Raw genomic sequence first — 25602 nt, 5'->3', positions numbered from 1 at the left:
CCGCAACGGCCTCCCACTCTCTCAAATCTCTCTTGGCGTTATAAAGGTTAATTGGCATGGAAGTAGTACCTTCTATCGAATCCTATGCCGGTCCGAAGGATAAGCACACCTGGCTTAAGTGGACCATTGCTGCCCTGGTAGCCATCCTCAACGGTTATGCAGCCGTGATGATGTACGCCAGCGGTGAGTGGGTATTCGCTCTGCTTGATCTGGTGGTGGTCTCCGTCGGTCTGTATGTCTTCATGAACAAGAAGACCTATGCCCACCGCTATATCTTCCCCGGTGTGGCTGGCATGGTTGTTTTTATCATCTTCCCTCTTGCCTACACGATCGGCATCGCCTTCACCAACTATTCGGGATCCAACCTGCTCTCCATCGAGCAGGCGCGGGATTACCATCTGAAAAAAACCTATAAGGTGGCGGGCGGTGAATTCGATTTCACCCTCCTGGGTGGTGAGAACAATCAGTTTCAGCTGCTGCTGAAACAGGACGACCAATCCTTTATCAGTCAACCCGTTACCCTGATGAACAACAAGGCCCGTGAACTGGCTGTCCGCGAAGGCAGGGTTCATGACAAGGTACAGGTTGTTCAGCTGCAACCCCTGGCCGGTGAGGCCGTGGACCAGGTGGCGCCCATCCGGGCCATCGTCGACCACCGCACCCACCTGAGCGCACTCGATCTGGTGCTGCCGGATGGCGGAACCCACCTGACCCTGAGCAGCCTGCGCAAGTTCGCCGCCCAGAAACAGCAGTACACCCGTCTGCTGGACGGTGCCGTGCTCAAGTCCGGGGTGGTGATAAAAGACAGCAACCTGCTGCGTGACAACCAGAGCGGCGAGCTGATGCTGCCCAACGGCGACACCGGCTTCTATCAATACATCGACGAGCAGGGCCAGTTTGTCGGCAAGAGCGTGGCGCCCGGTTTCGTGGTGAGCGTGGGCTGGAAGAACTTCGCCCGCATCGTCACCGATCCGGGCATCCAGGCGCCGTTCCTGCAGATCTTCGTCTGGACCGTGATCTTCTCCGCCTGTTCGGTGGGCTTCACCCTGGCCATCGGCATGGTGCTGGCCTGTCTGGTGCAGTGGGAGTCTCTCAAGGGGCGCGGCTTCTACCGGGTCATGCTGATCCTGCCCTATGCCATCCCGGCGTTCATCTCCATCCTGGTGTTCAAGGGTTTGTTCAACCAGAACTTCGGCGAGATCAACCTGTTCCTGGAAGCGGCGTTCGGCATCAAGCCGGACTGGTATACCAACCCCTTCCTGGCCAAGGTGATGATCCTCATCGTCAACACCTGGCTTGGCTACCCCTACATGATGATCCTCTGCATGGGCCTGCTCAAAGCCATTCCGGAAGATCTCTATGAGGCGTCCGCCATGGACGGTGCCGGTCCGGTGCAGAACTTCTTCAAGATCACAGTACCGCTCTTGATGAAGCCGCTGACACCCCTGTTGATTGCCTCGTTCGCGTTCAACTTCAACAACTTCGTGCTCATCCAGTTGTTGACCAACGGCGCGCCGGACATCATTGGCGCCAGCACCCCGGCCGGGACCACCGACCTGCTGGTGAGCTACACCTACCGGATCGCGTTCCAGGGCTCGGGTGGTCAGGACTACGGTCTGGCCAGTGCCATCGCCACCGCCATCTTCCTCATCGTGGGTGCGCTGGCCTTGCTCAACCTGAAATTGTCCAAAGCCGACAAGCAACTGTAAGGAGGCTTCAACATGGCAATCGTACAACCCAAATCAGTCAAATACCGGGTGTGGGCAACCCACCTGGTGATGTGGGGCTTCCTGGCACTGATCATCTTCCCGCTGATCATGGTCATCGCCATCTCGTTTAGAAACGGCAACTTCGCGGTAGGGGAGATCATCCCCTCCAACCCGACCCTGGATCACTGGAAGCTGGCGCTGGGCATGTCCATCACCAACGCCGACGGCAGCATCACGCCGCCGCCGTTCCCGGTGCTGACCTGGTTGTGGAACTCCATCAAGATCGCGGGCATCACCGCCCTGATGATAGTGGTGCTCTCCACCACCTGTGCCTACGCCTTCGCCCGCCTGCGGTTCCGTGGCAAGTCCACCATCCTGCAGGGCATGCTGATTTTCCAGATGTTCCCGGCGGTGCTGGCACTGGTGGCCATCTATGCGCTGTTCAACAAGATTGGTGACTACATCCCCTGGCTGGGTCTCAACACCCACGGCGGCCTGATCCTGGCTTACATGGGCGGCATCGCCCTGCACGTCTGGACCATCAAGGGCTACTTCGAGACCATCGACTCCTCCCTGGAGGAGGCGGCGGCCATCGACGGTGCCACCCCGTGGCAGGCGTTCCGGTTGATCCTGCTGCCGCTGTCGGTGCCCATCCTGGCGGTGGTGTTCATCCTGGCCTTCATCGGTTCCATTACCGAGGTGCCCATGGCCTCTATCCTGCTGCAGGATGTGAACAACCTGACCCTGGCGGTCGGGGCCCAGCAGTACCTCTATCCGCAGAACTACCTGTGGGGTGACTTCGCCGCGGCCGCCGTGCTGTCGGGCTTCCCCATCACGGTCGTCTTCCTGCTCGCCCAGCGCTGGCTGGTGGGTGGTCTCACTGCCGGCGGCGTGAAAGGTTAACGGTTCATGGCCGGGGGAGCCGACTCCCCCCGCCATCACGATTTGCAAAGATTCAAGAGCGGAGCTCGACATGGCTGAAGTAGTACTCAACAACGTTCGCAAAAATTACGACCCGGCTGTCCACAAGGACACCCTGCGCAATATCAACCTGGCCATCAAGGAAGGGGAGTTCATCGTCTTCGTCGGCCCGTCCGGTTGCGGCAAGTCCACCTTGCTGCGGATGATCGCCGGTCTGGAAGACATCACCAGCGGCGAGCTGACCATCGGCGGGCGCTACATGAACGACGTGCCGCCAGTGGAGCGCAACGTGGGCATGGTGTTCCAGTCCTACGCCCTCTATCCGCACATGAACATCTACGAGAACATGGCCTTTGGCCTCAAGCTCAAGAAGATGGACAAGGAGAACATCCACAAGCGGGTGATGCGCGCCGCCGAGATCCTGGGTCTCGAGCCGCTGCTGGACCGCAAGCCCAAGGCCCTCTCCGGCGGTCAGCGCCAGCGGGTCGCCATCGGCCGCAGCATAGTGCAGCAGCCGCAGGTGTTCCTGTTTGACGAACCCCTGTCGAACCTCGACGCCGCCCTGCGGGTCAAGATGCGCATCGAGATCGCCAAGCTGCACAAGGAGCTCAACTCCACCATCATCTACGTGACCCACGACCAGGTGGAGGCCATGACCCTGGCCAACCGCATCGTGGTGCTGAGCCCGCTCAAGGCGGATGCGACCACCAACCTGGAACAGTTCGGCACCCCGCTCGAGCTCTACCACAACCCGGACAACAAGTTCGTGGCGGGCTTCATCGGCTCTCCCAAGATGAACTTCCTGGCCGGCGAGCTGGTGGAGATTGGCGAGCAGGAGTGCCTGGTCAAGCTGACCACAGGCGACAGCGTGCGGGTGCGGGTCGATGCCCGCCGCGGCGCGGTTGGCGACAAAGTGGAGCTGGGCATTCGCCCCGAGCACCTGGTGCCGCTTGATCACGCCCATGCCGACAGCCGCGTGAGCGGGGTGGTGCAGGTGGCTGAACACCTGGGGGCCGAATCCTTCGTCTACATGGACGTGGCGGGCCACGACTTCACCGTCAAGGCGAGCTCCGACGTGGACGTGGCCACCGGCCAGCAGTACAGCGTCGGCATTCCGGCCGAGGCCTGCTACCTGTTCGATGCCAAGGAGCAAGCCTTCCCGCGCACGGCCAAATACATCCGCACCTGACAAGGGGCGGCTGCCGAGGTTTCCTTTTCTTTATATTCAATGCCTTTTTGCCGGTCGCAAGACCGGCTTTTTATTGCCTGCCGTTTGGCGAGCACGGCAGGCGAGGTGGCAGGGATCAGGCCTCGAGCGCGGCTGTGATGTCCGGCACAAAGTGCTGGCTGGTGAGCGGCGGGCGCTCGTAGCCTTCGGTGTTGATGGGGGGGAGGGTGATGGGCTCGTAGTGGATCGCCTCGTAGGGCACCTTGCCCAGCAGGTGAGAGATGCAGTTGAGGCGGGCTCGGCGCTTGTCGTCTGCCTCCACCACGAACCAGGGGCAATCCTCGGTATCCGTGTAGGTGAACATGTCGTCCTTGGCGCGGGAGTACTCCACCCAGCGGGAGCGGGACTGCAGATCCATCGGGCTGAACTTCCAGCGTTTGATGGGGGTGTTGATGCGTTCCTTGAAGCGCTTCTCCTGTTCTTCGTCACTGACCGAGAACCAGTACTTGATGAGGGTGATCCCTGAGCGAGTCAGCATCCGCTCGAACTCGGGGCAGGCGCGCAGGAACTCGCGATACTCGTTGTCGCTGCAAAAGCCCATCACCCGCTCGACCCCGGCCCGGTTGTACCAGGAGCGGTCGAACAGCACCATCTCGCCGGCGGCGGGCAGGTGGGTCACGTAGCGCTGAAAGTACCACTGGGAGCGCTCCCGGTCAGAGGGTGCTGGCAGGGCGGTGACCCGGCAGACCCGGGGGTTGAGGGGCTCGGTGATCGCCTTGATGACGCCCCCCTTGCCGGCGGCGTCGCGCCCCTCGAACAGCACCACCACCTTCAGCCCCTCCTGCTTGACCCACTCCTGCAGTTTGACCAGCTCCTCCTGCAGATGGGCCAGGTGGTGCTCGTAGGTCTTCTTGTCCAGGCGCGGGCGCTTCTTGCTCTTGTCCTTCGGCATGATTGTCTCCTTATTGAGTCCTTTCCAGATTGCACCAGGCGGGCGTCACTGCCAAGGGGGTCGTGTTACACTGCCGCCTCACGAGCCGCCGGCGGGCAATAAAAAACATGACGCCAGTGATGGCGATGTGCACTGCCGTCTCATCACCGGCTGTTGGCAACAGGAGAAAACATGAAGCAAGTTATGGAGATAGCAGGCCGCCAGATGGCCTATCTGGACGAGGGGCAGGGCCCGGTCGTGCTGTTTGGTCACAGCTACCTGTGGGACAGCGCCATGTGGGCGCCCCAGGTCGAGGCCCTCAAGGGGCAGTACCGTTGCATCGTGCCCGAGCTGTGGGGCCACGGTGATTCCGATGCGCTGCCAGAGGGGGGCTGCACCCTGGCGACCCTGGCCCGCGACCACCTGGCCCTGCTCGATGCGCTCGGCATCGACGAGTTCGTACTGGTGGGGCTCTCCATCGGCGGCATGTGGGGCGTGGAGCTGGCGCGCATGGCGCCCGCGCGCCTCAAGGGGCTGGTGCTGATGGACAGCTTCGTCGGCCTCGAGCCCCAGATCACCTGCGAGCGCTATCTCGGCATGCTGGCCATGATCGAGCAGCTTGGCACCATCCCGGCTCCCATCGTCGAGCAGGTGGCGCCGCTGTTTTTTGCCGACCAGCCGGATGCCGCCCTGATGAGCGGTTTCAAGGCGCGTCTCGCCGCCTGGCCGGCCGACAAGGTGGCCGCCATGGTGGCGGTGGGCCGCAGCTTCGTGACCCGCGAAGATCGCATCGAGTGGCTGGAAGAGATGAGGCTGCCCGCGCTGGTGATGACGGGTTGCCAGGACAAGGCCCGCCCTGTGCTGGAAGGCTACCTGATGGCCGAGGTGCTGGGCTGCCCGTTCAAGGAGATCCCGGCGGCCGGCCACATCGCCTCGCTGGAGAACCCCGCCTTCGTCAACGGCGCGCTGGCCGAGTTTCTGGCCCACCTGTGACAGTGTTCTCTGCCGGATAACAAGAAAAGGAGCCATGGGCTCCTTTTCTCTTTGGTGCAGGGATGGCCGGGGAGTTACCAGATATAGCCGAGCCCCAGCCCGGCATAGAGCTCCCCCTGATGCTGGACGAGGGGGCTGTCCGCGATGTCGCCGTCATAGCGCTCGTAGTTGATGCCAAAGCCGCCGATCCAGTTGGCGTTGAAGCGATAGCTGCCGATGAGGGAGACCATGGGGGAGAGGGTGGTGCCGGTGTTCCACGCCGGCCTGTCCGCCCTCGCTTCATCTTGCGAGACACCGCCGAAGTAGTAGTTGGCGAGGTTGTGGCTGCGCAGCATGACGCCGGCCCCCGGCATCAGCAGCAGCGGGCCGCGGATGATGGGGAAGTTGGCCCACAGCATCAGCTCCTGGCCATTGCTGGTGCCGGTCACGTCGCTGGTGGCCCGCACGCTCCAGAGGGCATAGGGGGTGATGAGATCGGCCCCGATCCCGGCCTCGAACTCACCCTTGCGCTTGTCGAGGCCGTGCAGGAAGGGATCATCGTCCGGATCCAGATTGCCAAAGCGCATCCGGCCGAAGGCGTAGGTGGAGAGGCCGCCATTGCGGCTCAGGTAGTAGCGGGCCCGATCCCCCAGATACATGAGGTTGTCGCCAAAGTAGAGGGCACCCGGGATCGGCAGCAGGGTGTCATCCTGGTGCTGGTAGCGGGCCTGACCGCCGATGACGGCCCCACCCAGCACCAACCCCTTGGGGATGGGGCTGTCGGGGCTGTCGCTGGAGAAGGCGCTGAGCGCCCCGATATCGAGATCGGCCCGGGCCGGCAGGGTGGTCAGGAGCAGGGCCGCCAGCCCCGTCCGTGTGAGCATTTGCAATATCTTCATGGACACTCCGTTGTCATCGATGGCCAGGCACGACTATCGCATTATTTGGGCACGGCGGGCAGCTCTTCGCGCTTGGGCCAGGCATTGAGCACCGCCTTGACCAGGGTGGCGAGGGGGATGGCGAAGAAGACCCCCCAGAAGCCCCACAGGCCGCCAAACACCAGCACGGCAACTATGATGGCCACCGGATGCAGGTTGACCGCCTCGGAGAAGAGCAGAGGTACCAGCAGATTGCCGTCGAGGGCCTGGATCACCAGATAGGCCACCATCAGCCAGGTGAACTCCGGGGTCAGCCCCCACTGGAACAGGGCCACCATGGCCACCGGCACCGTCACCGCGGCGGCGCCTATATAGGGGATCAGCACCGAGAAGCCCACCGCTACCGCCAACAGCGCCGAGTAGCGCAGCCCCATCAGGGCGAATGGGATATAGGTCGCGACCCCGACGATGAGGATCTCGATCACCTTGCCACGGATGTAGTTGAGGATCTGCTCGTTCATCTCCACCCAGACCCGGTTGACCAGGGTGCGGTTGCGCGGCAGGAAGCGGCGCAGCCCCCCCATCAATATCTCTTTGTCCTTGAGCATGAAGAAGACCATCAAGGGCACCAGGATGGCGTAGATGAGGATGGCCACCACGTTGATGAGGGAGCCGAGGGAGGCGGTCACCAGCTGCTCGCCCCCGCTCAGGATACGCTGGCGCATGTTGTCGATGACGGTCTCCACCAGGCTGACATCGACCAGCTCGGGGTACTGCTCCGGCAGGGTGCGCACATAGTCCTGAGCATGGGAGAGCATGGCCGGAGACTCCTTGGCCAGGTTCAGCCCCTGGCTTGCCAGGGTCGGGATGAGGCCGAGAAACGCCATGGCGGTGAGGGCGATGAACAGCAGCAGGATGAGGCTGGTGGCCAGGGTGCGGGAGAGTCCGGCCCGCTGCAGCCGGCTCACCGGCCACTCCAGCAGGTAGGCCATCACCAGTGCGACCAACAGTGGCGCCAGCAGATCGCCAAACAGCCAGAGCACGGCGAAACAGGCCGCCAGCAGCAGAAACAGGGTGACGGCATCGGGATCGGAGAAACGGGTCTGATACCAGCGCTTGATGACTTCTAACATGGCGACATCCTTTACGTTACTGGGGCTGGCTGTGGTGCCTGGCCCCGACCACCAACTGCAAAGAGAGGGTATTGTCCGGCGCTTCCTGCAAGGTGAAGGGGTGACCCTGGCGCTGCAGATAGGCGGGAATGTCCTGCCGGGAGCCGGCATCGGCCAGCCGGATGGCGAGGGCTTGACCGGTTTTGGCCTCTCGCAACCAGAGCTTGAGCCGGATCAGCGGCTCGGGGCAACGCCAGGGGGTCAGGTCGAGGTATTCCATGGAGGCTCCATCGCGCGTGATGGCGGCTATTATGGCCGTGATGAGAGCGCGAAACAACGCTTGTAGCCCTTGATGGGCAAGGGTATTCTGCCGGTGTCCCGGTAGGGTCTGATTGGAGATAGAGATAACGTGGCACGCTTTTCCCCCCTGATGGCATCGCTCCCCCTGCTGGCTTCCCTGATGGGCGCCACTTTCCATGCCCAGGCCAGCAACCAGCTTCCCGATATCGGCACCGCCGGGGTGGCCGCCCTGCCCATCGAGCAGGAGGTGCGCTACGGCAACGCCTTCATGCGCTTTGCCCGGGCCGGTTTGCCGATCATAGATGATCCCGTGTTGAGCCAGTACATCGACGATCTGGGCCAGCGGCTGCTCTCCAACGCCGACGGGGTGCGCTTCCCGTTCACCTTCTTCCTCATCAACGACCCCAGCATCAACGCGGCCGCCTTCCTCGGCGGGCGGGTCAAGGTGCACACCGGCCTGTTTCTCTATGCCGACAGCGAGAGCGAGCTCGCCTCGGTACTGGCCCACGAAATCACCCACGTGACCCAGCGCCACATCGCCCGCTATATGGAAGCGCAGGCGAGCAGCTCCGCCATGACCCTGGCCGGGCTGGTGGGCTCCATTGCGCTGGCGGTGATCAACCCCACCGCCGGGATCGCCGCGCTGCAGACCACGCTGGGTCTCTCCATGCAGTCGGCCATCAACTACACCCGCGACAACGAATACGAAGCGGACCGGATCGGCATGAAAACGCTGTATGACGCCGGTTTCGATCCCATGGGCATGGCCAACTTTTTCCAGAAGCTGGCGGCCGAGTATCGCTACGCCAGCAAGCCGCCTGAGATGCTGCTGACTCACCCGCTGCCGGAGACCCGGATCAGCGAGGCGCGCGCCCGGGCGGGCAGTTATGGCCGTCGCAATCTGCCACCGAGCCTCGACTTCTGGCTGGCCAAGGTGCGCATCCAGGTGCGTTTTGGCACCGAGAGCCCGCAGGCCCTGCTCACCTATTTCGACAACCGGTTGCAGAAGGGGGACTACCCGCTCAAGGATGCGGCCATCTACGGCAAGGCGCTGGCGCTGCTGCAGCTCAAGCGCACCGACGAGGCCGACGCCCTGATGCAGGAGCTGGCGACCCGCCACCCGGAAGATCTGTTCGTGGTGGACGCCCTCACCGACATCGACCTGGCCAAGGGGCGCAGCGCCCAGGCCATCGCCCGGCTCGAGAAGTTCCGCACCCGCATGCCGGACAACGAGGTGGTGGTGGTGAACCTCGGCAACGCTTATCTGGAAGGGGGCAACTACAAGAAGTCCATCGCCATTCTCGACCCCTATGCCCGTGAGCACGAAGAGAACAACCTGGCCTGGAGCCTGCTCTCCGATGCCTATCGCAAGGCGGGCAGGATGACCGAGTTGCACATGGCGCGCGCCGAGATGCTCTCCCTGCGCGGTGACTACCAGGCGGCCATCGACGAGCTGATCGTGGCGCGTGGCACCACCAACGACAAGTTGACCCTGGCCAGACTGGAGGCACGGATCACCGAGCTGGAGCGGGCCAAGAAGGATCTCGACAGCCTCAAGGGCTGACGGGCCAGCGGCTCTCACGCACGACAAGGGCGCACCAGGGTGCGCCCTTGTCGTTGATGCAGGTGGCCGATGGGCAACAACAGGGGGGAAGGCGGGGAAACAGAGCGGCCGGCGGCAAGGGGTCAGGCTCAGTGGCCAGCCGGCTTGACGGAAGCCCTGAGGGCGTCGAGCTGCGATGGGGTGAGCTCCCCCACCAGGCTCTGCAGGAGGTTCCCTTTGCCATCGAGCAGATAGCTGGTGGGCAGCCCGGCGGGGCGAGGGAAGGGGAGGCTCGCCTCCTGCCGGGGGATGAGCAGCGGCACCCTGATGTGGTACTGCCCGGCCAGTTTGCGAAGCTCGGCCGGTGTGGTCGGGTCGTAGTTGATCATCACCACGGCGATCTCTCCCTCCCGCGCCAGCGCCTCCAGCAGCGGCAGCTCCCGCAGGCAGGGGGCGCACCAGGGGGCGAAGTAGTTGACCAACAGCGGCTTGCCGGCAAAGTCGGCCAGGGCCACCGGCAGGTTCTCGCTGTCGGTGAACTGGGGCGCCGGGCTGCAGGCCGTCAGCAGGCCGGCCACAATCAGCCAACAAATTCGTTTCAATTCCTGCACTCTCGCGCTTACCCTGACCATCAGTTTCCCCTACAATAGCGCCGTTTCTTGTCCCATCTTGCGATTAATCAGGGAGTTATCATGAGCGAGACCCAAATCTACCACAATCCGCGCTGCTCCAAGAGCCGTGAAACCCTGGCCTTGCTGGAACAACACGGGATCGCCCCGGCTGTGGTGCTCTATCTGGAGCAGGCCCCGAGCGAGGAGGAGATCCGCACCCTGCTGAGCCAGCTGGGGTTCAGCGATCCGCGTCAACTGATGCGCACCAAGGAAGATCTCTACAAGGAGCTGGGTCTTGGCGAGGTGAGCGGTGACGCCCTCATTCGCGCCATGCATCAGTATCCCAAGCTCATCGAGCGCCCCATCGTCATCAAGAACGGCCAGGCCCGCATCGGCCGCCCGCCCGAGCAGGTGCTGGAGATCCTCAAGTGAGCACCCGCTTCGCCCGTTTGCTGACCCTGGTAGGCTTCTTTGGCCTGCTGGGCTGGGTGCTGCTGTGGCATCTGTGGCTCTCGCCCCACCCCGACCTCAATCCCTGGCTGCTGCCGGTGATCTGGACGGTGCCGCTGCTGTTCCCGCTCAAGGGGATTGTGCAGGGCAACCCCTACACCCACGCCTGGGGCAACTTCGTGCTGATGCCCTACTTCCTGCACGCCCTGACCCTGATCACCACGGATGAGGGGGAGCGGTGGCTGGCGGTGGTGGAGCTGCTGTTCACCGTGCTCGCCTTCATCGGCACCATCTATTACGCCCGCCTGCGTGGCCGCGAGCTGGGGCTGAGCATTCGCAAGAAAAAGCATGCCGACAGCTGACCCGCTGGGTTTCTACCCCGGCTTGCAGGGGAACACGGGCTGTCGCTGCGACCACAATGCAGAGCGCGCATCCAAATGAAAAGTCCCTGCCTTGGCAGGGACTTTTTTTATGGCCTGAGGGGCCTTGGCTACGCTTGCCGTTCGCTTAGAAATTAATGGTCAGCTGGGGCGATTTGACCGGGGTTGCTTCAGAGGTATAGACATATTGATGGCCGGGAACATTATAACCAGTATCAAGCACGAAGCTTAATCTTGGCTGTTCATAGGTATCGCCATTCCCCGTTTTTGCCCTGTCCAGGGCGGCATTGAACAAGTCAGTGACATCAACCCAGGCCACCTGTTCACTGGAGTAGGTGATTTGATCGCTGAACTTGGGCCGGTACTCTTTCCAGCTGTTTTGTCGCATCGCCCAGGTTGAGGCGTTGGCGCTGAAGAAGTAGTAACTCCAGTAACTGGAAATATATACGGTGCCGGGATCGTTCTGTTCAATTCTCAATGAAACCGAGCTCGGTTTTCTGTTGCCATATTTGGCGACGTATTCACCCAGGTTGAATGAGAGAAATCCCCAGGTCATGGCAGGATTGTAAGCACCATCGGCGCCGAGAGTCAGGTAGTTGTTTTGAGACTGACTGACTTGTTTGGGATCATAGGTATAATAGGCCATGTCTTCATCGGCATAGATGGCATAGGTGCCATCGCTTCTGACCTCATGGGGCTTGTTATATTCCCCTTCTGCAGCGCAATAGTTCTTTATGGTGACCTGACTTGATGGTGCACCGAGACGAATATCAAGACCTTGCTTGGGAGTCAGCGTCACATTGCCCAGTTGTCCTGAATTTATCAGGCGCTTGGCATCGCTATCCGGATCCAGCGTGTCCTTGGTATAACTCAAGGTGGCGGGATACTCTTTCATGGTCAAATAATAGGGAACGAATTTCCCCTCGGCGTCCGTTTTATTCACCATGGCAATGTCTTTATTCAAGATGTTGTCATGGAGGGTGGCGGAATTATTCTTCGCCGTGACGATCAGGGAGATGCTATCCACAACCCCTTTTCCCCCCTTGAATGAAATGCTCGGGCGCTTGCTGTTCAAGCGGTCGTACAAATACATCAAGGGCACGTCATCGGTGACTACGGTATACAGCTTGGAACTGCTGCCATTGGTAGACATAGCGGCATAGGAGAAGCTGTCATTATTGCCGTCTATATCGTGAAGGTTGGTTAACTGCGGGGTGACATCAGCACTGACCAGATATTTGATCTTCAATCTCCCGGTGAGATTGATGCCGGTATTCTCGGTCGTGTTCCAGCCACTCATGGTCAAGCCCGACTTGGCATTGCTTGCCAGCACGACGTTGGAGGGGATGAAGGTGGTGACCAGCTTGTATCCCTGGGAGCTGGAGCGATCGCTATAGGTCTTGTCGACACGGACCTTCGGGGTGGTCAACAGGGTGAACAAGCCCATGGGCTCATCATAGAGCGGGAACGAGATATCACTGGCACCATTTTCGCCAAAATCTTGCCAGACGGTGGACAAACTGCCCGGCATTTTCAGTTTGACCGTGATGCCAGGATCTGAGGAGGTCGTTTCACCCCGCAAATACACCTCCGAGAAGGAGATTTGTGGAATGATTGGGCTGTAGCCGGGCACGGCCGCCGCCTGTGTTCCGAAGATGGCTCCCACGCCAGACAGGGTGCCGGCCAGTGCCTTGAAGCCTGCCGTTACACTGCTTCCCCCCGGGGCCAGCTCCATCATGCCGCCCAGAAAGTCGCCTGCGGCACCCAGGGCATCGCTGGCCACGGCATTGGAGGTGGCGGAGTCGTTGATGCCGCCGAAGACATTCTGCAGGTCGGAGAGATTGCTGACGGTATAATTGCCGGCCTGTTCCAGGTTGTCGCTCAAGCTACCCGAGACATCCATCAGATAGGCCGCCGGATCGCCGATACCCTCGTCGGTGATATTCTGCGAGATACCGGTGGCATGCCCATACAGTTCAACATTGGCGATCGCTTTTGGACTGATTTTGATGTTCAAGTCAATTTCATCTGAACCGGCGGAACAGGGATCCAGATTCACCTGGAAGTCGGTCACCCCCCAGCCACCATCCTGCGCGTTATTGATGGCGCCAAAGCCGGTCTTGCTGCTGGAGTAGAATCGGGCATCCGCGCTCTGGTTGCTGTCAAAGAGCTTGGATTTGCCAGTGGTGGAGAGCGTCACCGCAACGCCGGTGCCTATGGTGTAACCGGGGAAATATCCCATCACCCGCAGTTTTGCCGTCATCCGGTTGTAGAGGATGAGATAGGGATATTGATTGGTTGAAAATGCATCATCTCCATCGGCAGACCAGACGGACTTCGCATTGGCATAATGCTGCATCTTGTAGCCAAGATTGAATTTGAGGAGCTCCCAACCGCTATTTGGGTCCATGTCGGGTATTTTGTCTGCGATGGTTCTGGCTACCCGCCTGGTGCAGCTTGTGGCGGGAGGAAGCTGATTACCCGGGCCCATGATATCCGAGGTGATGGCTGCGCCACCCGGAATATTGTAGAGCGATTCTATTTCGCAGATATAGAATGGGCTGGTCATCAGCTCATCTTCTCCGCTTATCGAAGACATGCCAACTTGCAGATGTTGGGTGCGCCAGTCAAAAATATTTTTGCGCTGTTGTTGAATTGCCGCTGCCGTATTTGGGTAGCGCGCATGATCCGGGTGGGTAATGACGGCTTCCTGTTTCCAGCGAGCATCTATATCCAGCGGGGTGGCTGCATGCGCCATCAATGGAAGCATGGCACTGACGGCCATCCATAATGTTGAATGCCTGATCTCCATTATCATAATTCTCCAGGTTTTAATCGCTATTGTAAAATCTTACAATTGACAGATATCGAGAATATTATTCTCGCAATGAATATGTCAGCGGGTTTTAAATTAAGCATATCCATTACCGTGAGGGTAATAATTAATGCTGGCTAGTCAATGACTTTTTTATTATTCTGGAGGCCGTGGATAATAGCAGCGGTATTCGACAGGCGTTTTTATATGAAAATAATGTCAGTCAGAACTGGTGTGGCATCATTTATGTGGAGCCTTCATTGGCGTTGATTTGTTGCAGCCAGAGCAATATATGAAAATATATATTCAATGAATGAAATCTTTTCCATCAAGGGTCACTGCCAAGCAAATATTCCTTACCCCAGCTCAACCGGAGATACGCTCCCGTGAAGTACGGGGAGCGAAAGAGAGTGTGCTTGCCGTCATTTCGCGGGGAACTCATGGCTGCGGCCGTTCATCCCCGCCACGATAGTGGACCAGCTGCTGCACGCTGAACTGCATCAGCTGAGGATAGAAGCGCAGAAAGCCCTCTTCGCACTGCTGCCAGCGGGTCGCGTCCAGGGTCGTGAGCGCTTCTCCCAGAGGCTGCGGGCGGCGCAGCCGGCGACCTATGCCGTTGAGGGCCTGCGCCAGTCCCTCTTTGCGCTGATAGGAGGCGATCCAGTCCTGCTCTGCCATCCGCTTGAGGGGTAGGGGCAGACCCTCCGGCAGCTGGGTTGCATCTGCCAGAAGGTGCCGGTAACTCTGCTGCAGGAAACGGGGCAGGGCCTCGTCATGAAACTGCGGCCAGTGCAGGCTGAGCCAGTGGTCGTAGAGCATGTCCACCAGGATGCCGCCAAAGCGGCGCCAGGGTGCCTCGAAGCAGGCCACCGCCGCCCTGTGTTCGGGGTGGCCATCGGTGAAGGCGTCTATCTTGCGGTGCAGCCAGATCCCCTCGTCAAATGGTGCGGCGAGGCCGGTGGGCAGGGCACCCTTGACGAAATCCCCCAGCAGGTTGCCGGTGAGGGAGCTGTGGGTATGGGCTGCCAGATGCAGATGAGCCAGATAGTTCATGAAGGGGGAACCAGCCAAAGAGATTGCCGCTGAGCCTAGCGGATCCGGCGGCCCTTGCCTATGAAAACGGCCGCCTGGCCGTGAGGAAGTGCTTCCCTCCCTGACCGCCGGCTGGGTAGAGTGCGGCATGACCGCCATTTTACGGCGCACATCAACATCACGAGGAGCATGCACATGTTGACCCTGATCGAGGGCGCCGAACTCTATGGCCCGACCCCGCTTGGCCGCCAGGATCTGCTGGTGGCCGATGGCCGCATCGCCTGGCTCGGGCAGGGATTGTCTGTCCCCGCCGACTGGCCGCTGACGCGGGTGGACGCTCGCGGCCGCTATCTGGTGCCCGGGTTGGTGGATCCGCTGGCCCACATCACCGGCGGTGGCGGCGAGGGGGGCTTTGGTTTTCGCACGCCGGAGCTCTCGGCAAGGGAGGCGCTGAGCGCCGGGGTTACCACCCTGGTGGCGGCGCTTGGCACCGACAGCCTGACCCGCAGCCCGGCCCAGGTGCTCGGCAAGGTGCGCGAGTTTCGCGCCGCCGGGGTGAGCGCCTTCATGTATACCGGCTCCTACCATCTGCCGGTCAAGACCCTCACCGGTACGGTGGAGTCCGACATCATGCTCATCCCTGAGGTGCTGGGGGTGGGGGAGGTGGCCATCAGCGATCACAGATCCAGCGCGCCGACCCACCACGAGCTGGCCCGCCTGGTGAGCGAGGCGCGGGTGGCCGGGTTGCTCGCGGGCAAGAGCGGGGTCAGCTTCTTTCATCTGGGGGACGGGCGCGGGGCGCTGGCACCGCTGCGGGCCCTGCGCGATGGCACCGACATCCCGCTGCGCCAGCTCTACCCCACCCACTGCAACCGCAATCCCTGGCTGTTTGCCGAGGCCATCGAGTGGGGGCGGGCCGGCGGCTGGGTCGATCTCACCACCTCGAGCTTCCCGGACTTGCTGGACGATGGCGAGCGGCTGGCATCCGACGCCCTGGTGGCGCTGCTGGCGGCCGGGGTGCCCGCCGATCGTATCAGCTTCAGCTCGGACGCGAACGCCAGCCTGCCGCGCTTCGACGGCGAGGGGCGTCTCATCGAGCTGCGCTGCGGCCAGATAGACAGCCTGTGGCAGGCGCTGGTGGAGAGTTGCGACAAGGGGGTCGCGTTGGAGGTGGCGCTGGCGGTGGTGACGGCCAATCCGGCCAGGGCGCTGGGGCTGGCGACCAAGGGCACGCTGGCGGTGGGGCAGGATGCGGATCTGCTGCTGATCGACCCCGACACGCTCACCATCGAGCGGGTGATGAGCGGCGGCCGCTGGCGCAGCTGAATATCGTAATTGATGGGGAATCCGTGAGGTCAGGCCACCCCTCTTTTAAACAACAAGCCCGGCAGCAGTGCCGGGCTTGTTGTTGTTGACCGTGGGCCAGTAAGCGGGTCGAGATCAGATGGCCAGGAAGCCCAGGATCAGGATGGGGCCGAGCAGGCTCAGGATAAAGCCGGAAACGATGGCCACCGGCACCACCTGGATGCCGCCGGATTTCTGGATCACCGGCAGGGTGAAGTCGAGGGCCGTGGCGCCGCCATAACCGATGGCGGCGGAGGGGTGGCGGCGCATCAGCACCGGAATGATCAGGATGGCGATGAGCTCGCGCCCCAGATCGTTGATGAAGGCGGCGGAGCCCAGTACCGGCCCCAGCTTGTCGGCCACCAGGATGCCGGAGAGCGAATACCAGCCGAAGCTGGAACTCAGGGCCAGGCCGTGGGCCAGCGGCATGCCGAGCAACTGGGCAGCCAGCAGGCTGCCGAGCCAGCTGCTGACGATGACGGTGGCGGCGATCTTCATGCCCCAGGGGTTGAGCAGGATCTGGCGCAGCCGCATGCCGGAGTTGCGCATCTGTACCCCGATGAGAAACAGCAGCAGCATCAGCGCCCACTCGCTCCACTTGTCGATGGGCAGGGCGCGCAGGTCCACCAGCAGCCCCAGCAAGACGCCGCCCAGCACCACGAAGCAGAGCTGCAGCGACTCCCACAACAGGTGCAGCTTGCTCGGCATCTGGCCATCGCTGGCTTCATGCGTAGGGGGGGAACGCCGGTCCAGCCACCAGAGGGCCAGCAGGTTGCACAGGGTAATGGCGGCGAGCATGACGCCGGCCACCTTGAAGATCACCGCCAGGTTACTGCCCAGGTTCTCCACGTAGGCGAGCCCCAACCCCATCAGGAACAAGATGAGATAGACCATCTTGCCCAGCGATTGATTGACCAGCTTGATCAAACGGGCGGAGGAGAGGGGTACCAGATAGCCGATCACGAGCGGCAGCAGGATCAGCAACACATTGAGCAACATCGGGGCCTCGATCACAAAAACTGACAAAAATGACACCTTATCATCACTTATTGGCCCTGTGTCACATATTTGTGTGTTTGCCTGCCTCATCCGGAACTTTTTTATCGATTTGTTATGTTTTTGGTATGAAACGAGGCCCCGTTTCGGGGCATCTACCCACACTGGTGCAACCCCAAAACGGCGCGAGTCGGCGATTTTTCAACGGGATGCGAGGGCGGGGTGGATGAATAAAGCCACTTCGGCTGCCTTATGGCATGATGGGCGGAATTTTCTTGCCAGTAGTGCGCTGCGGGTATAAAAAGGCGGTGTCATCGAACCGGGGTGATTAGCATTTTATGCAGACAAAGTGCTGAAAAATACCTGTTTGGCCAATAAAAATACAGACAAAACACCAAAGACCTCGGTTCTGTATTGTTTTTTGACTATCCGAGTGATATTTTCGCTGAAGGTTGCCATCGGTTAACTTTTTGTTAAATTAGCGATGGCGTGAGTCACGCCCCAGCGGCGTCTAGGGACAGACAAGGTTGTAATGGATGAGCGACGTTGCCGCACTGGAAGTTCGTGATCTGCACAAGTATTTCGGCACCCACGAAGTGCTCAAGGGCATCGATATGACCGCCCACAAGGGGGATGTCATCTCCCTTATCGGCTCCTCAGGTTCGGGGAAGTCGACCTTTCTTCGCTGTATCAATCTGCTGGAAACACCCTCTTCCGGCACGGTTTCCCTCCATGGCGAGCTTATTCGCATGAAAACCAACCGCACCGGTGAACGTCTGCCGGAAGACATGCGGCAGGTGGAGCGCATTCGCAGCCGGCTGGCCATGGTGTTTCAAAGCTTCAACCTCTGGTCACACATGACCATCATGCAGAACATCATCGAGGTGCCGATCCAGGTACTCAAGGTGCCCCGCGCCGAGGCCATTGCCAAGGCGGAACACCTGCTCAACCGGGTAGGGCTGTGGGAGCGGCGCGACTACTACCCGGGTCACCTCTCCGGCGGCCAGCAGCAGCGGGCGGCCATCGCCCGGGCCCTGGCGGTGGAACCCGAGGTGATGCTGTTTGACGAACCCACTTCGGCGCTCGACCCCGAGCTGGTGGGCGAAGTACTCGGCCTGATGCGCGAGCTGGCCGAAGAGGGGCGCACCATGCTGGTGGTGACCCATGAGATGTCGTTTGCCCGCGATGTGTCGAACAAGGTAATGTTTTTGCACCAGGGCCGCGTGGAGGAGGAGGGCAATCCCAAGGAGATCTTCGCCCATCCCAAGTCCGAACGGTTCAAGCAATTCATCTCCTCCATCTATTGATGGACGGAGCTGAGCCCAACAATCTGCAATTGCAACAGTCGATGACTTTATCAAGGAGAGATACATGAACAAGCTGATGCTGGCGACTGCCATGGTTACTGCCCTGTCCTCCGGCAGCCTGATGGCCAAGGAGTGGAAAGAGGTGCGGATCGGTGTCGAAGGTGCCTACCCCCCCTTCTCCTGGACCGAGCCGAGCGGCGAGGTGAAAGGTTTTGACATCGACATCGCCAACGCCCTGTGCGAGGAGATGAAGGTGAAGTGCACCCTGGTCAAGCAGGACTGGGACGGCATCATTCCGGCGCTGCTGTCGCGCAAATATGACGCCATCATCGCCACCATGGACATCACCGAAGAGCGCAAGAAGAAGGTGGACTTCACCCAGAAGTACCAGCACATTCCGGCCCGCTTCGCCGCCAAGAAAGGCACCGAGGTGAAACTGGAGAAGGCCTTCATGGATGGCAAGACAGTGGCGGTGCAGCGTGCCACCTCCATGGACACCTTTATTACCGACAACTTCCCCAACGCCACCATCAAGCGTTACGGTACCGCCGATGAGGCCTATCTCGACCTGAAATCCGGCCGCGTCGACTACGTGCTGGCCGACTCCGCCGCCATCAGCGACGGTCTGCTCAAGAAAGAGGGCGGCGATGCGTTCGAGTTCGTGGGCCCGAAACTGACCGATCCCAAGTGGTTTGGTGAAGGCGCCGGCATCGCGGTGCGCAAGGCCGACAAGGATCTGAAAGAGAAATTCAACGCCGCCATCCTGGCGCTGCGTGCCAACGGCAAGTACAAGGCGATCAACGACAAGTACTTCGACTTCGACGTCTACGGCGAATAACCCCCAAGGCTCGCTGCCAGAGACAGGAGCCAGGGCGTGACACGCACAATAGCGACAGGTTGACCCTCGTCTGTAGTCATCGGGCCCGTCGTCTCTCGCCAGGGAGTGATGGGCCCGCTTAGTTGCGATGGAACTGCATATGTTTGATTTGAAAGGATACGAAACCTCCCTGCTGGAGGGGGCCTGGGTCACCCTGGAGGTGGCGCTGGCCTCCCTGCTGCTGGCGCTGGTGCTCGGCATGCTGGGGGCGCTGGCCAAGCTCTCTCCCTACAAGTGGGCCCGCGGCTTTGCCACCGCCTACACCACCGTCATCCGCGGCATCCCCGATCTGGTGCTGATGATGCTGCTGTTCTTCGGCGGTCAGGTGCTCATCAACAACCTCTGTACCTGGGTCAACGAGACCTACAACAACTACCTGCTGGCGAGCAACCCCAACCAGGAGTGGGTCTCCCTGCTGCCCGATTACATCGACATCAGCCCGTTTGCGGCCGGGGTGGCCACCATCGGCTTCATCTTCGGCGCCTACATGACCGAGACCTTCCGCGGCGCCATCCTTGCAGTGGACAAGGGCGAGCTGGAAGCGGCCCGCGCCTTCGGCATGCGGGCAACCCAGGTGTTTCGTCGCATCCTGTTTCCCCAGATGATGCGCCACGCCCTGCCGGGCTTTGGCAACAACTGGCTGGTCTTGCTGAAAACCACGGCGCTGGTCTCCATCATCGGGCTCGATGACATGGTGCGCAAAGCGTCCCTGGCGGCGGGCTCGACCCAGCTGCCCTTCACCTTCTACATGGCGGTGGCCCTGATCTTCCTGATCTTCACTGCGGTCTCCACCTCGGCACTGAAATGGGCCGAGCGTCACTATGCGATAAAGACGAGGTAAGCCATGGATTTCTCAATCATTCTCAGCGAATGGCCCACCTACTGGCAGGGTCTCTACACCACGGTACTGCTGGTGGCCGCCTCCCTGATCCTCGGGCTGATGCTGGCGGTGCCGCTCGGCATCCTGCGCAACAGCCGCAACTGGCTGATCAAGGGGCCGATCTGGGCTTACATCTACTTCTTTCGCGGCACCCCGCTCTTGGTGCAGCTTTTCATCATCTACTACGGCGCCGCCCAGTGGGAGTGGCTGAAAAACAGCGTCGCCTGGGATCTGTTTGCCGAAGCCTGGTTCTGCGCCCTGCTGGCGTTCACCCTGAACACCGGGGCCTACACCGCCGAAATCGTGCGCGGCGCCGTGCTCAACATGCCCAAGGGGCAGATTGAGGCGGCCAACGCCTTCGGCATGACCCGCTGGCAGACCCTCACCCGCATCATTCTGCCCAACTCGTTTCGCCGGGCACTGCCGGCCTACAGCAACGAGGTGATCTTCATGCTGCAGGGCTCGGCGGTGGCGGGCATCATCACCATCGTCGATCTGACCGGCGCCGCGCGGATCATCAACTCCCGCTACTACAGCCCGTTCGAGGCGTTCCTGACCGCCGGCCTGCTCTACATGCTGCTGACATTCGTCATCGTCTGGCTGTTCAAGAAGTGGGAAGCCCGCTGGCACGCCCACCTGCGCCCCCGCACCGTGTAACGCCCATAAAAAAAAACCGCAATCGCGGGCTTTTTTGTCGCTGCGTGTCCCTCAGCGGCCCAGGTATTCCCGGTCGAAGAAGGTGTTGACCCAGTGGGGGCGGTAGATGGCGAGCAGGGTCATGGTCATGCCGTTGAGCAGGGCTTCGGGGAAGAGCAGCAGTGGCCAGATGGAGAGGTAATCGGCGCTGATGGTGTGCCAGGGGTAGGTGTCGCTCAGACCCATCAGCAGGGCGCTGGCCACCACCTTGACCGAGATGGAAAGGGCGCCGCCAAGAAAGGCCACCACGAACAGATAGACGAACAGGTGGCGCGGCAGCCAGGCCCAGCTGGCCAGAAACAGCAGCCAGGTGGTGGCGACCGGCAGGGCCACGCCGATGAGGGCCTGCCAGCCGATGTCGGCCAGGGGGATGACCCCGAAGTAAGAGAGGACCAGCAGGGTGAGGCAGGGGGCGAGCAGGGCGAGGCGCCAGCCCAGCAGCAGGGTCAGGCTGGTGAGGCCGAGAAAGTGCACCTCCAGTCCTTCGTGCAGGCCGGCCCGCAGGGTCCAGAGCGGCACCAGCACGATGGCGCCGCCAAGGCAGAGGTGCTGGTAGAGCGGATTGTCGTGGAGGGTGCGCAGCAAGGTGCCACGCAGGCTGAATGTGAGCAGCAGTACCCAGAGCAGCAGGGCGGCGGCTTGTCCTTCACTCATGGCAGATCCTTGTCCGGTGACGGCATGCAGGTGGGCGAGGCCCGATGTGAAAGGGGCCGGCGTTTTCCCGGCCAGCCCCTGAGCTATCAGTATTTGACGTTGTTGTGGTACTTGGCGAGGATGCCCTGGACGCGGTCCATGGTCTCCTTGCTGGGCGGCTTGATCCCGGTGAGATCATAGGTGTCGCCCAGTACGTCCCACTTGTGCTTGCCGAGTTCGTGATAGGGCAGCAGTTCCACCTTCTCGACGCACTCTCCCAGCTCGGCGATGAACTGGCCGAGCCCTTCGGCGCTCTCGTCATCGTCCGACCAGGTCGGCACTACCACGTAGCGGATCCACATGGTCTTGCCCTTGGCGGCCAGGTAGCGGGCAAACTCCAGGGTGTACTTGTTGCTGACGTGGGTCAGCGGAATGTGCTTGTCGTCGTTGATCTGCTTGATGTCGAGCAGCACCAGATCGGTATTGTCGAGCACCTTGTCGAGCTGTTCGTCGTAGTGGCGGACGAAGCCGTTGGTATCGAGGCAGGTGTGGATGCCCTTCTCCTTGCAGGCGGCGAACAGTTCGGCGATGAAATTTTGCTGCAGCATGGCTTCGCCACCGGAGGCGGTGACGCCGCCACCCGAGGCATTCATGAAGTGGCGATAGCTGGTGATGTCGCTCATCAACTCCGGCACTGTCACCTCGCGGCCGCCCTGGGTATCCCAGGTGTCGCGGTTGTGACAGTACTTGCAGCGCATCAGGCAGCCCTGCATGAACACGATGAAGCGTATTCCGGGGCCATCGACGGTGCCGCAGGTTTCAACGGAATGGATCCGGCCAATGACCCCGGATGTATCGGTGGTCACACTGGTTTCAGCGGCGGTGCCGCTGACTTCGACAGCAGGGATCCGATTAATGACAGACATAGACGACTCCAATGATTCGAGCAGGCCGTTATTTTATTACATAAAGCCCTATAAATCCTACATGTTTAGCCCGGAGCCGGGGCACACAGCAGGCTCTCGAGGGCTTTGGCGGTGAGCGGCCTGCTGGTCAGGAAGCCTTGATAATGCTGGCAGCCGAGGGCTTTGAGGATGGCGAGCTGCTCTTCGTCCTCCACCCCTTCGGCGGTGACGGTAAAACGAAAAACCTTGGCCAGTTCCAGGATCGCCTTGACGATGGCCTTGTCCTGCTCGCTGTGCACCAGGGTCTGAATGAAGCTTCTGTCGAGCTTCACCTCGTCCGCCGGCAGATCACGCAGATAGGCGAGCGACGAGTAGCCGGTGCCGAAATCATCGATGGAGAGCAGGATGCCGAGCTCCTTGAGCTGGCGCATCCTGGCGATGCTCTCCAGCCGGTTCTCCAGCACCACGGATTCGGTCACCTCCAGCAGCAGGCGGGAGGGGGGCACCCCGGTATCGCGCAATATGTATTCCACCTGCTGCACGAAGCCTGCAGTGTGGAACTGGCGGGCGCTGACGTTGACCGACAGATGGGGAATGGCCAGCCCGCGGTTGAGCCAGAAGCTGTACTGGGCGCAGGCGGTCTTCATCACCCAGTAGCCGATGTCCTGGATGAGGCTGGTCTCCTCGGCGATGGGGATGAACTCCGCCGGCGGCACCATGCTGCCGTCGCTGCGCTGCCAGCGCAGCAGCGCCTCTATGCCGGAGAGCGCACCGTTGTCGACCCGGTATTGCGGCTGGTAGTGCAGTTGCAGCTCGTGGTGGCGCAGGGCGTCGCGCAGCTGGTTGTTGAGCGCCAGCTTGCTCTTCTCTTTCTCTGCCATCGCCTCGCTGAAGAACACATAGTTGCCCTGGCCGGATCGCTTGGCCATGTGGGTGGCGGTGTCGGCCTGCTGCATCAGCACCAGGTGATCCTTGTCCTCGCTGGAGAAGAGGCTGATCCCCACCGAGGCGCTGCAGTGCAGCTTGTGATCCGCAATGTCGAACGGGATGCGAAACAGCCCCATCAGCTCGCGGGCGAAGTGTTCTGCCAGGATCTTGGCGGTGACATAACCCTGGCCCAGGGCGCTGAACAGCAGGGCGAACTCGTCCCCCGAGATACGGGCCAGCACCAGGTTGTCCTGGGGCAGGGTCTTGAGCCGCTCCACCACCGCCTGCAGCAGCAGATCGCCGCAGGCATGGCCGAGGGAGTCGTTGATCGACTTGAAGTTGTCCAGATCCACCAGCAGCAGGGCGCCCCACTGGCCGCTGGCCTCCTGCAGGGTGCGTTGCATGATGTCGTTGAGGCTGCGGCGGTTGTAGAGGCCGCACAGATCGTCGTAGTAGGCGAGCTGCTCGATGTGGCGCGCGGCCTCCTTTTCCTGGCTGATGTCGTAGAAGCTGCAGACATAGTGGCTGATCTCGCCGTGCTCATCCTGCACCCCGCTCACCATCAGCCGCACCGGAAAGAGGTGGCCATCCTTGTGCAGGCAGCGCTCTTCGCCCATCCAGAACTCCTGGGCCGCCACCGCCTCGCGCACATCCTGCGCCAGGTGATCGCCATAGTAGGTGGGCCTGAGCCGGACGATATGCTGGCCGATCATCTCATCGTCGGCAAAGCCGGTGATGCGACCAAAGGAGCGGTTGACCTTGAGGATGATCCCCTTGTGATCCATCACCAGCAGACCGTCGTGGGTGTTGAAGGCCACCTCGGCCAGCCGCAGCGCATCGTCGGCGGCCAATCGTTGCAACTCGACGGCGGCCCGCTCGTGCTGGCTGCTGAGGGCGTCGAGCAGCGGCATGGGGTCGGCCAGTGGCGCATCGAGCAGCAGAGTGAGCTGGCCGATGGGGGCGCCCTGCGAGCCGTGCAGCGGAATGCCGACATAAACGGGGGCATTGAGTGCCAGCAACTGGCTGGCCTGGGGATAGCGCAGGGGCAGGTCTTCCACATAGACAGCCTGGCCGTGCTGGAACAGCTCCTGGCCAGGCCCCGGGTCCATCTGGATGGGCTTGAGCACCGAGAAGGTCTCCCCCTCCAGAACGCAGCGCGGGATCATCCAGAGATCCTGGCCGCGGGGCTGGTACTCGCCGATCCAGCCGATGCGCGCGCCGCTGATGCCCATGGCCCAGCTCACCAGGGCGCGGCAGTAAGCGATGCCGGTCAGCAGGGTGAGCTCGGCAGGCAGCGTCAGCACGGCGGGCTGGACCGGTTCCGGCACCGGTTGCCAGTGGCCGAGCAGCTGGGCGCTGTGACGCACCAGTTGCAGCATCTCTTCGCTCAGCGGGGTGGCGTTGAGGTATTCGAGGCTCAGCACGCCGATGAGTTTTTCCTGCTCAAGCAAGGCACCGTCCAGACGCGAGCTCACCCCGGCATTGGCCAGATAGTAGTGCTGACTCAGCATGGGCTGGTGCGCGGCTTCCGAAAAGCTCAGGGACTTGCGGGTGCGCAGGGCACGGATGTAGCGACTGTCGCCGCGAATGGCGGCTACCTCGTCGGCCCCCAGGGTAAAGACCGGGGTCAGCTGCTCGCTGCCGAGGGGGCCGTTGGCCTGATAGTGCCAGAGGATGAGGCGATCGGCCCCCAGGCTCTCCTTGAGGGCCTCCAGCATGGCGGCAAACTGCTGCTGGCTCGCCATCTGGCTCAGGCGCGGCAGTTGCAGCGCCAGGTCGGCCACCGGCTCCTGGCGCAGGGTCTGCAGGCAGATGAGCCAGAAGGCGTCTTGTTCGTGGGAGAGGGCAATGTGCCACTGCTGGCCGGCAAAGCGCAGCACCAGCTTGCCGCCATGGCCGCTGGCCAGCAACTGTTCGATAGGCAGGCGCAGCGCATCCGGCAGCTGGGCCGGCCAGGGGCCCCTTGGCTCATCGAGCCAGTAGAGCGGGGTTTGCATCACATCGGTCAACGCGACCAGCCGTTGGCTGCGCACGTCCAGACGAAAGAACAGCGGTGTCTGGTTGGCAGAAGAGAGATGACTGAGCGCGGTTGACGACATGAACTGATAACATCCTGTTGAACGACTGTCGGGTGGCAAGAATACTGCAAAATCGGTGCAAACAAAATTTCATTGAAATCTAAATTAGAAAATACTAATTTAATGTCAATTTGTCG

General features: G+C 61.3%; 23 protein-coding genes. 12 read left to right on the top strand and 11 right to left on the bottom strand.

Features of this window, described 5'->3' with window-relative positions; translation table 11 throughout:
- Nucleotides 1–56: 56 nt before the first annotated feature.
- The 3 genes from malF (at nt 57) to CK627_RS17665 (ending at nt 3819) form a co-directional block, all read left to right on the top strand.
- Complete coding sequence (gene malF / locus CK627_RS17675) at nt 57–1709, top strand: maltose ABC transporter permease MalF (protein ID WP_005299595.1); 1653 nt, start codon at nt 57–59, stop codon at nt 1707–1709.
- A gap of 12 nt (nt 1710–1721) precedes the next feature.
- Nucleotides 1722–2612 (top strand): maltose ABC transporter permease MalG, encoded by an 891-nt coding sequence (gene malG / locus CK627_RS17670; protein WP_005299600.1) that lies wholly within the window; start codon nt 1722–1724, stop codon nt 2610–2612.
- Nucleotides 2613–2682: 70 nt separating this feature from the next.
- Nucleotides 2683–3819, top strand: coding sequence for an ABC transporter ATP-binding protein (locus CK627_RS17665; RefSeq protein WP_005299602.1), 1137 nt, complete (start codon nt 2683–2685; stop codon nt 3817–3819).
- Between the two features lie 115 nt (nt 3820–3934).
- Here the strand turns inward: CK627_RS17665 and ppk2 are convergent, their stop codons facing one another.
- Nucleotides 3935–4750: a polyphosphate kinase 2 gene (ppk2, locus tag CK627_RS17660; protein WP_005299604.1), complete on the bottom strand. Its 816-nt coding sequence runs from the start codon at nt 4748–4750 to the stop codon at nt 3935–3937.
- Nucleotides 4751–4921: 171 nt separating this feature from the next.
- Between ppk2 and CK627_RS17655 the strand changes: the two genes are divergently transcribed.
- Nucleotides 4922–5722 (top strand): alpha/beta fold hydrolase, encoded by an 801-nt coding sequence (locus CK627_RS17655; RefSeq protein WP_095592986.1) that lies wholly within the window; start codon nt 4922–4924, stop codon nt 5720–5722.
- A 74-nt stretch (nt 5723–5796) separates the two neighbouring features.
- On the opposite strand, the gene CK627_RS17650 is transcribed toward CK627_RS17655, so the two are convergent.
- Genes CK627_RS17650 through CK627_RS17640 form a run of 3 tightly spaced genes read right to left on the bottom strand, consistent with a single transcriptional unit; the run spans nt 5797 to nt 7971 of the window.
- On the bottom strand, nt 5797–6585 hold the full coding sequence (locus CK627_RS17650; protein WP_010634368.1) for a MipA/OmpV family protein: 789 nt from the start codon (nt 6583–6585) through the stop codon (nt 5797–5799).
- 56 nt (nt 6586–6641) lie between these two features.
- Nucleotides 6642–7712 carry an AI-2E family transporter gene (locus CK627_RS17645; RefSeq protein ID WP_017786655.1) on the bottom strand — a complete coding sequence of 357 codons (1071 nt, stop codon included), beginning with the start codon at nt 7710–7712 and terminating at the stop codon, nt 6642–6644.
- A 16-nt stretch (nt 7713–7728) separates the two neighbouring features.
- Nucleotides 7729–7971, bottom strand: coding sequence for a sulfurtransferase TusA family protein (locus CK627_RS17640; protein ID WP_010634366.1), 243 nt, complete (start codon nt 7969–7971; stop codon nt 7729–7731).
- A 129-nt stretch (nt 7972–8100) separates the two neighbouring features.
- On the opposite strand from CK627_RS17640, the gene bepA reads away from it, so the two are divergent.
- Nucleotides 8101–9555 (top strand): beta-barrel assembly-enhancing protease, encoded by a 1455-nt coding sequence (gene bepA / locus CK627_RS17635; RefSeq protein ID WP_010634365.1) that lies wholly within the window; start codon nt 8101–8103, stop codon nt 9553–9555.
- 128 nt (nt 9556–9683) lie between these two features.
- On the opposite strand, the gene CK627_RS17630 is transcribed toward bepA, so the two are convergent.
- Nucleotides 9684–10166 carry a TlpA family protein disulfide reductase gene (locus tag CK627_RS17630; RefSeq protein WP_095592985.1) on the bottom strand — a complete coding sequence of 161 codons (483 nt, stop codon included), beginning with the start codon at nt 10164–10166 and terminating at the stop codon, nt 9684–9686.
- A 60-nt stretch (nt 10167–10226) separates the two neighbouring features.
- Here CK627_RS17630 and arsC point away from each other — a divergent pair, with 60 nt between their 5' ends.
- On the top strand, nt 10227–10577 hold the full coding sequence (arsC, locus tag CK627_RS17625) for an arsenate reductase (glutaredoxin) (RefSeq protein ID WP_017779378.1): 351 nt from the start codon (nt 10227–10229) through the stop codon (nt 10575–10577).
- Nucleotides 10574–10957: a DUF2069 domain-containing protein gene (locus CK627_RS17620; protein WP_095592984.1), complete on the top strand. Its 384-nt coding sequence runs from the start codon at nt 10574–10576 to the stop codon at nt 10955–10957. The genes arsC and CK627_RS17620 overlap by 4 nt, the downstream gene beginning before the upstream one ends.
- A 145-nt stretch (nt 10958–11102) precedes the next feature.
- Here the strand turns inward: CK627_RS17620 and CK627_RS17615 are convergent, their stop codons facing one another.
- Together CK627_RS17615 and CK627_RS17610 are read right to left on the bottom strand one after the other, a co-directional pair.
- Nucleotides 11103–13385 (bottom strand): hypothetical protein, encoded by a 2283-nt coding sequence (locus tag CK627_RS17615; protein WP_095593532.1) that lies wholly within the window; start codon nt 13383–13385, stop codon nt 11103–11105.
- An 843-nt stretch (nt 13386–14228) separates the two neighbouring features.
- Nucleotides 14229–14843, bottom strand: coding sequence for an acyl carrier protein phosphodiesterase (locus CK627_RS17610; protein ID WP_095592983.1), 615 nt, complete (start codon nt 14841–14843; stop codon nt 14229–14231).
- A 174-nt stretch (nt 14844–15017) separates the two neighbouring features.
- On the opposite strand from CK627_RS17610, the gene iadA reads away from it, so the two are divergent.
- On the top strand, nt 15018–16148 hold the full coding sequence (gene iadA, locus CK627_RS17605) for a beta-aspartyl-peptidase (protein ID WP_095592982.1): 1131 nt from the start codon (nt 15018–15020) through the stop codon (nt 16146–16148).
- A 114-nt stretch (nt 16149–16262) separates the two neighbouring features.
- Here the strand turns inward: iadA and CK627_RS17600 are convergent, their stop codons facing one another.
- Complete coding sequence (locus CK627_RS17600; RefSeq protein ID WP_010634358.1) at nt 16263–17165, bottom strand: LysO family transporter; 903 nt, start codon at nt 17163–17165, stop codon at nt 16263–16265.
- 533 nt (nt 17166–17698) lie between these two features.
- Here CK627_RS17600 and CK627_RS17595 point away from each other — a divergent pair.
- The 4 genes from CK627_RS17595 to CK627_RS17580 all read left to right on the top strand — a co-directional run bounded on the left by CK627_RS17595 (nt 17699) and on the right by CK627_RS17580 (nt 20883).
- Entirely contained in the window at nt 17699–18469 is a 771-nt protein-coding gene (locus CK627_RS17595) for an ABC transporter ATP-binding protein (protein ID WP_005299631.1), read from the top strand.
- 64 nt (nt 18470–18533) lie between these two features.
- Nucleotides 18534–19307 carry an ABC transporter substrate-binding protein gene (locus tag CK627_RS17590; RefSeq protein WP_017765964.1) on the top strand — a complete coding sequence of 258 codons (774 nt, stop codon included), beginning with the start codon at nt 18534–18536 and terminating at the stop codon, nt 19305–19307.
- A gap of 139 nt (nt 19308–19446) precedes the next feature.
- Nucleotides 19447–20187, top strand: coding sequence for an ABC transporter permease (locus CK627_RS17585; protein ID WP_005299635.1), 741 nt, complete (start codon nt 19447–19449; stop codon nt 20185–20187).
- Between the two features lie 3 nt (nt 20188–20190).
- On the top strand, nt 20191–20883 hold the full coding sequence (locus CK627_RS17580) for an ABC transporter permease (protein WP_005299639.1): 693 nt from the start codon (nt 20191–20193) through the stop codon (nt 20881–20883).
- A gap of 51 nt (nt 20884–20934) precedes the next feature.
- Here CK627_RS17580 and CK627_RS17575 read toward each other — a convergent pair whose 3' ends face one another.
- From CK627_RS17575 to CK627_RS17565, 3 genes are all read right to left on the bottom strand, one after another.
- Nucleotides 20935–21576 (bottom strand): energy-coupling factor ABC transporter permease, encoded by a 642-nt coding sequence (locus tag CK627_RS17575; RefSeq protein WP_095592981.1) that lies wholly within the window; start codon nt 21574–21576, stop codon nt 20935–20937.
- Nucleotides 21577–21662: 86 nt separating this feature from the next.
- The gene (pflA, locus tag CK627_RS17570; RefSeq protein ID WP_017765948.1) at nt 21663–22481 is read right to left on the bottom strand and encodes a pyruvate formate lyase 1-activating protein; all 819 of its coding nucleotides are present in this window, start codon (nt 22479–22481) and stop codon (nt 21663–21665) included.
- Between the two features lie 65 nt (nt 22482–22546).
- Nucleotides 22547–25486: a sensor domain-containing phosphodiesterase gene (locus tag CK627_RS17565; RefSeq protein WP_167385378.1), complete on the bottom strand. Its 2940-nt coding sequence runs from the start codon at nt 25484–25486 to the stop codon at nt 22547–22549.
- Between the last annotated feature and the right edge of the window lie 116 nt (nt 25487–25602).

It is taken from the genome of Aeromonas dhakensis, from assembly GCF_002285935.1.
Classification (GTDB): Bacteria; Pseudomonadota; Gammaproteobacteria; order Enterobacterales; family Aeromonadaceae; genus Aeromonas; species Aeromonas dhakensis.
This window is presented reverse-complemented; position numbering and strand designations above follow the sequence as displayed.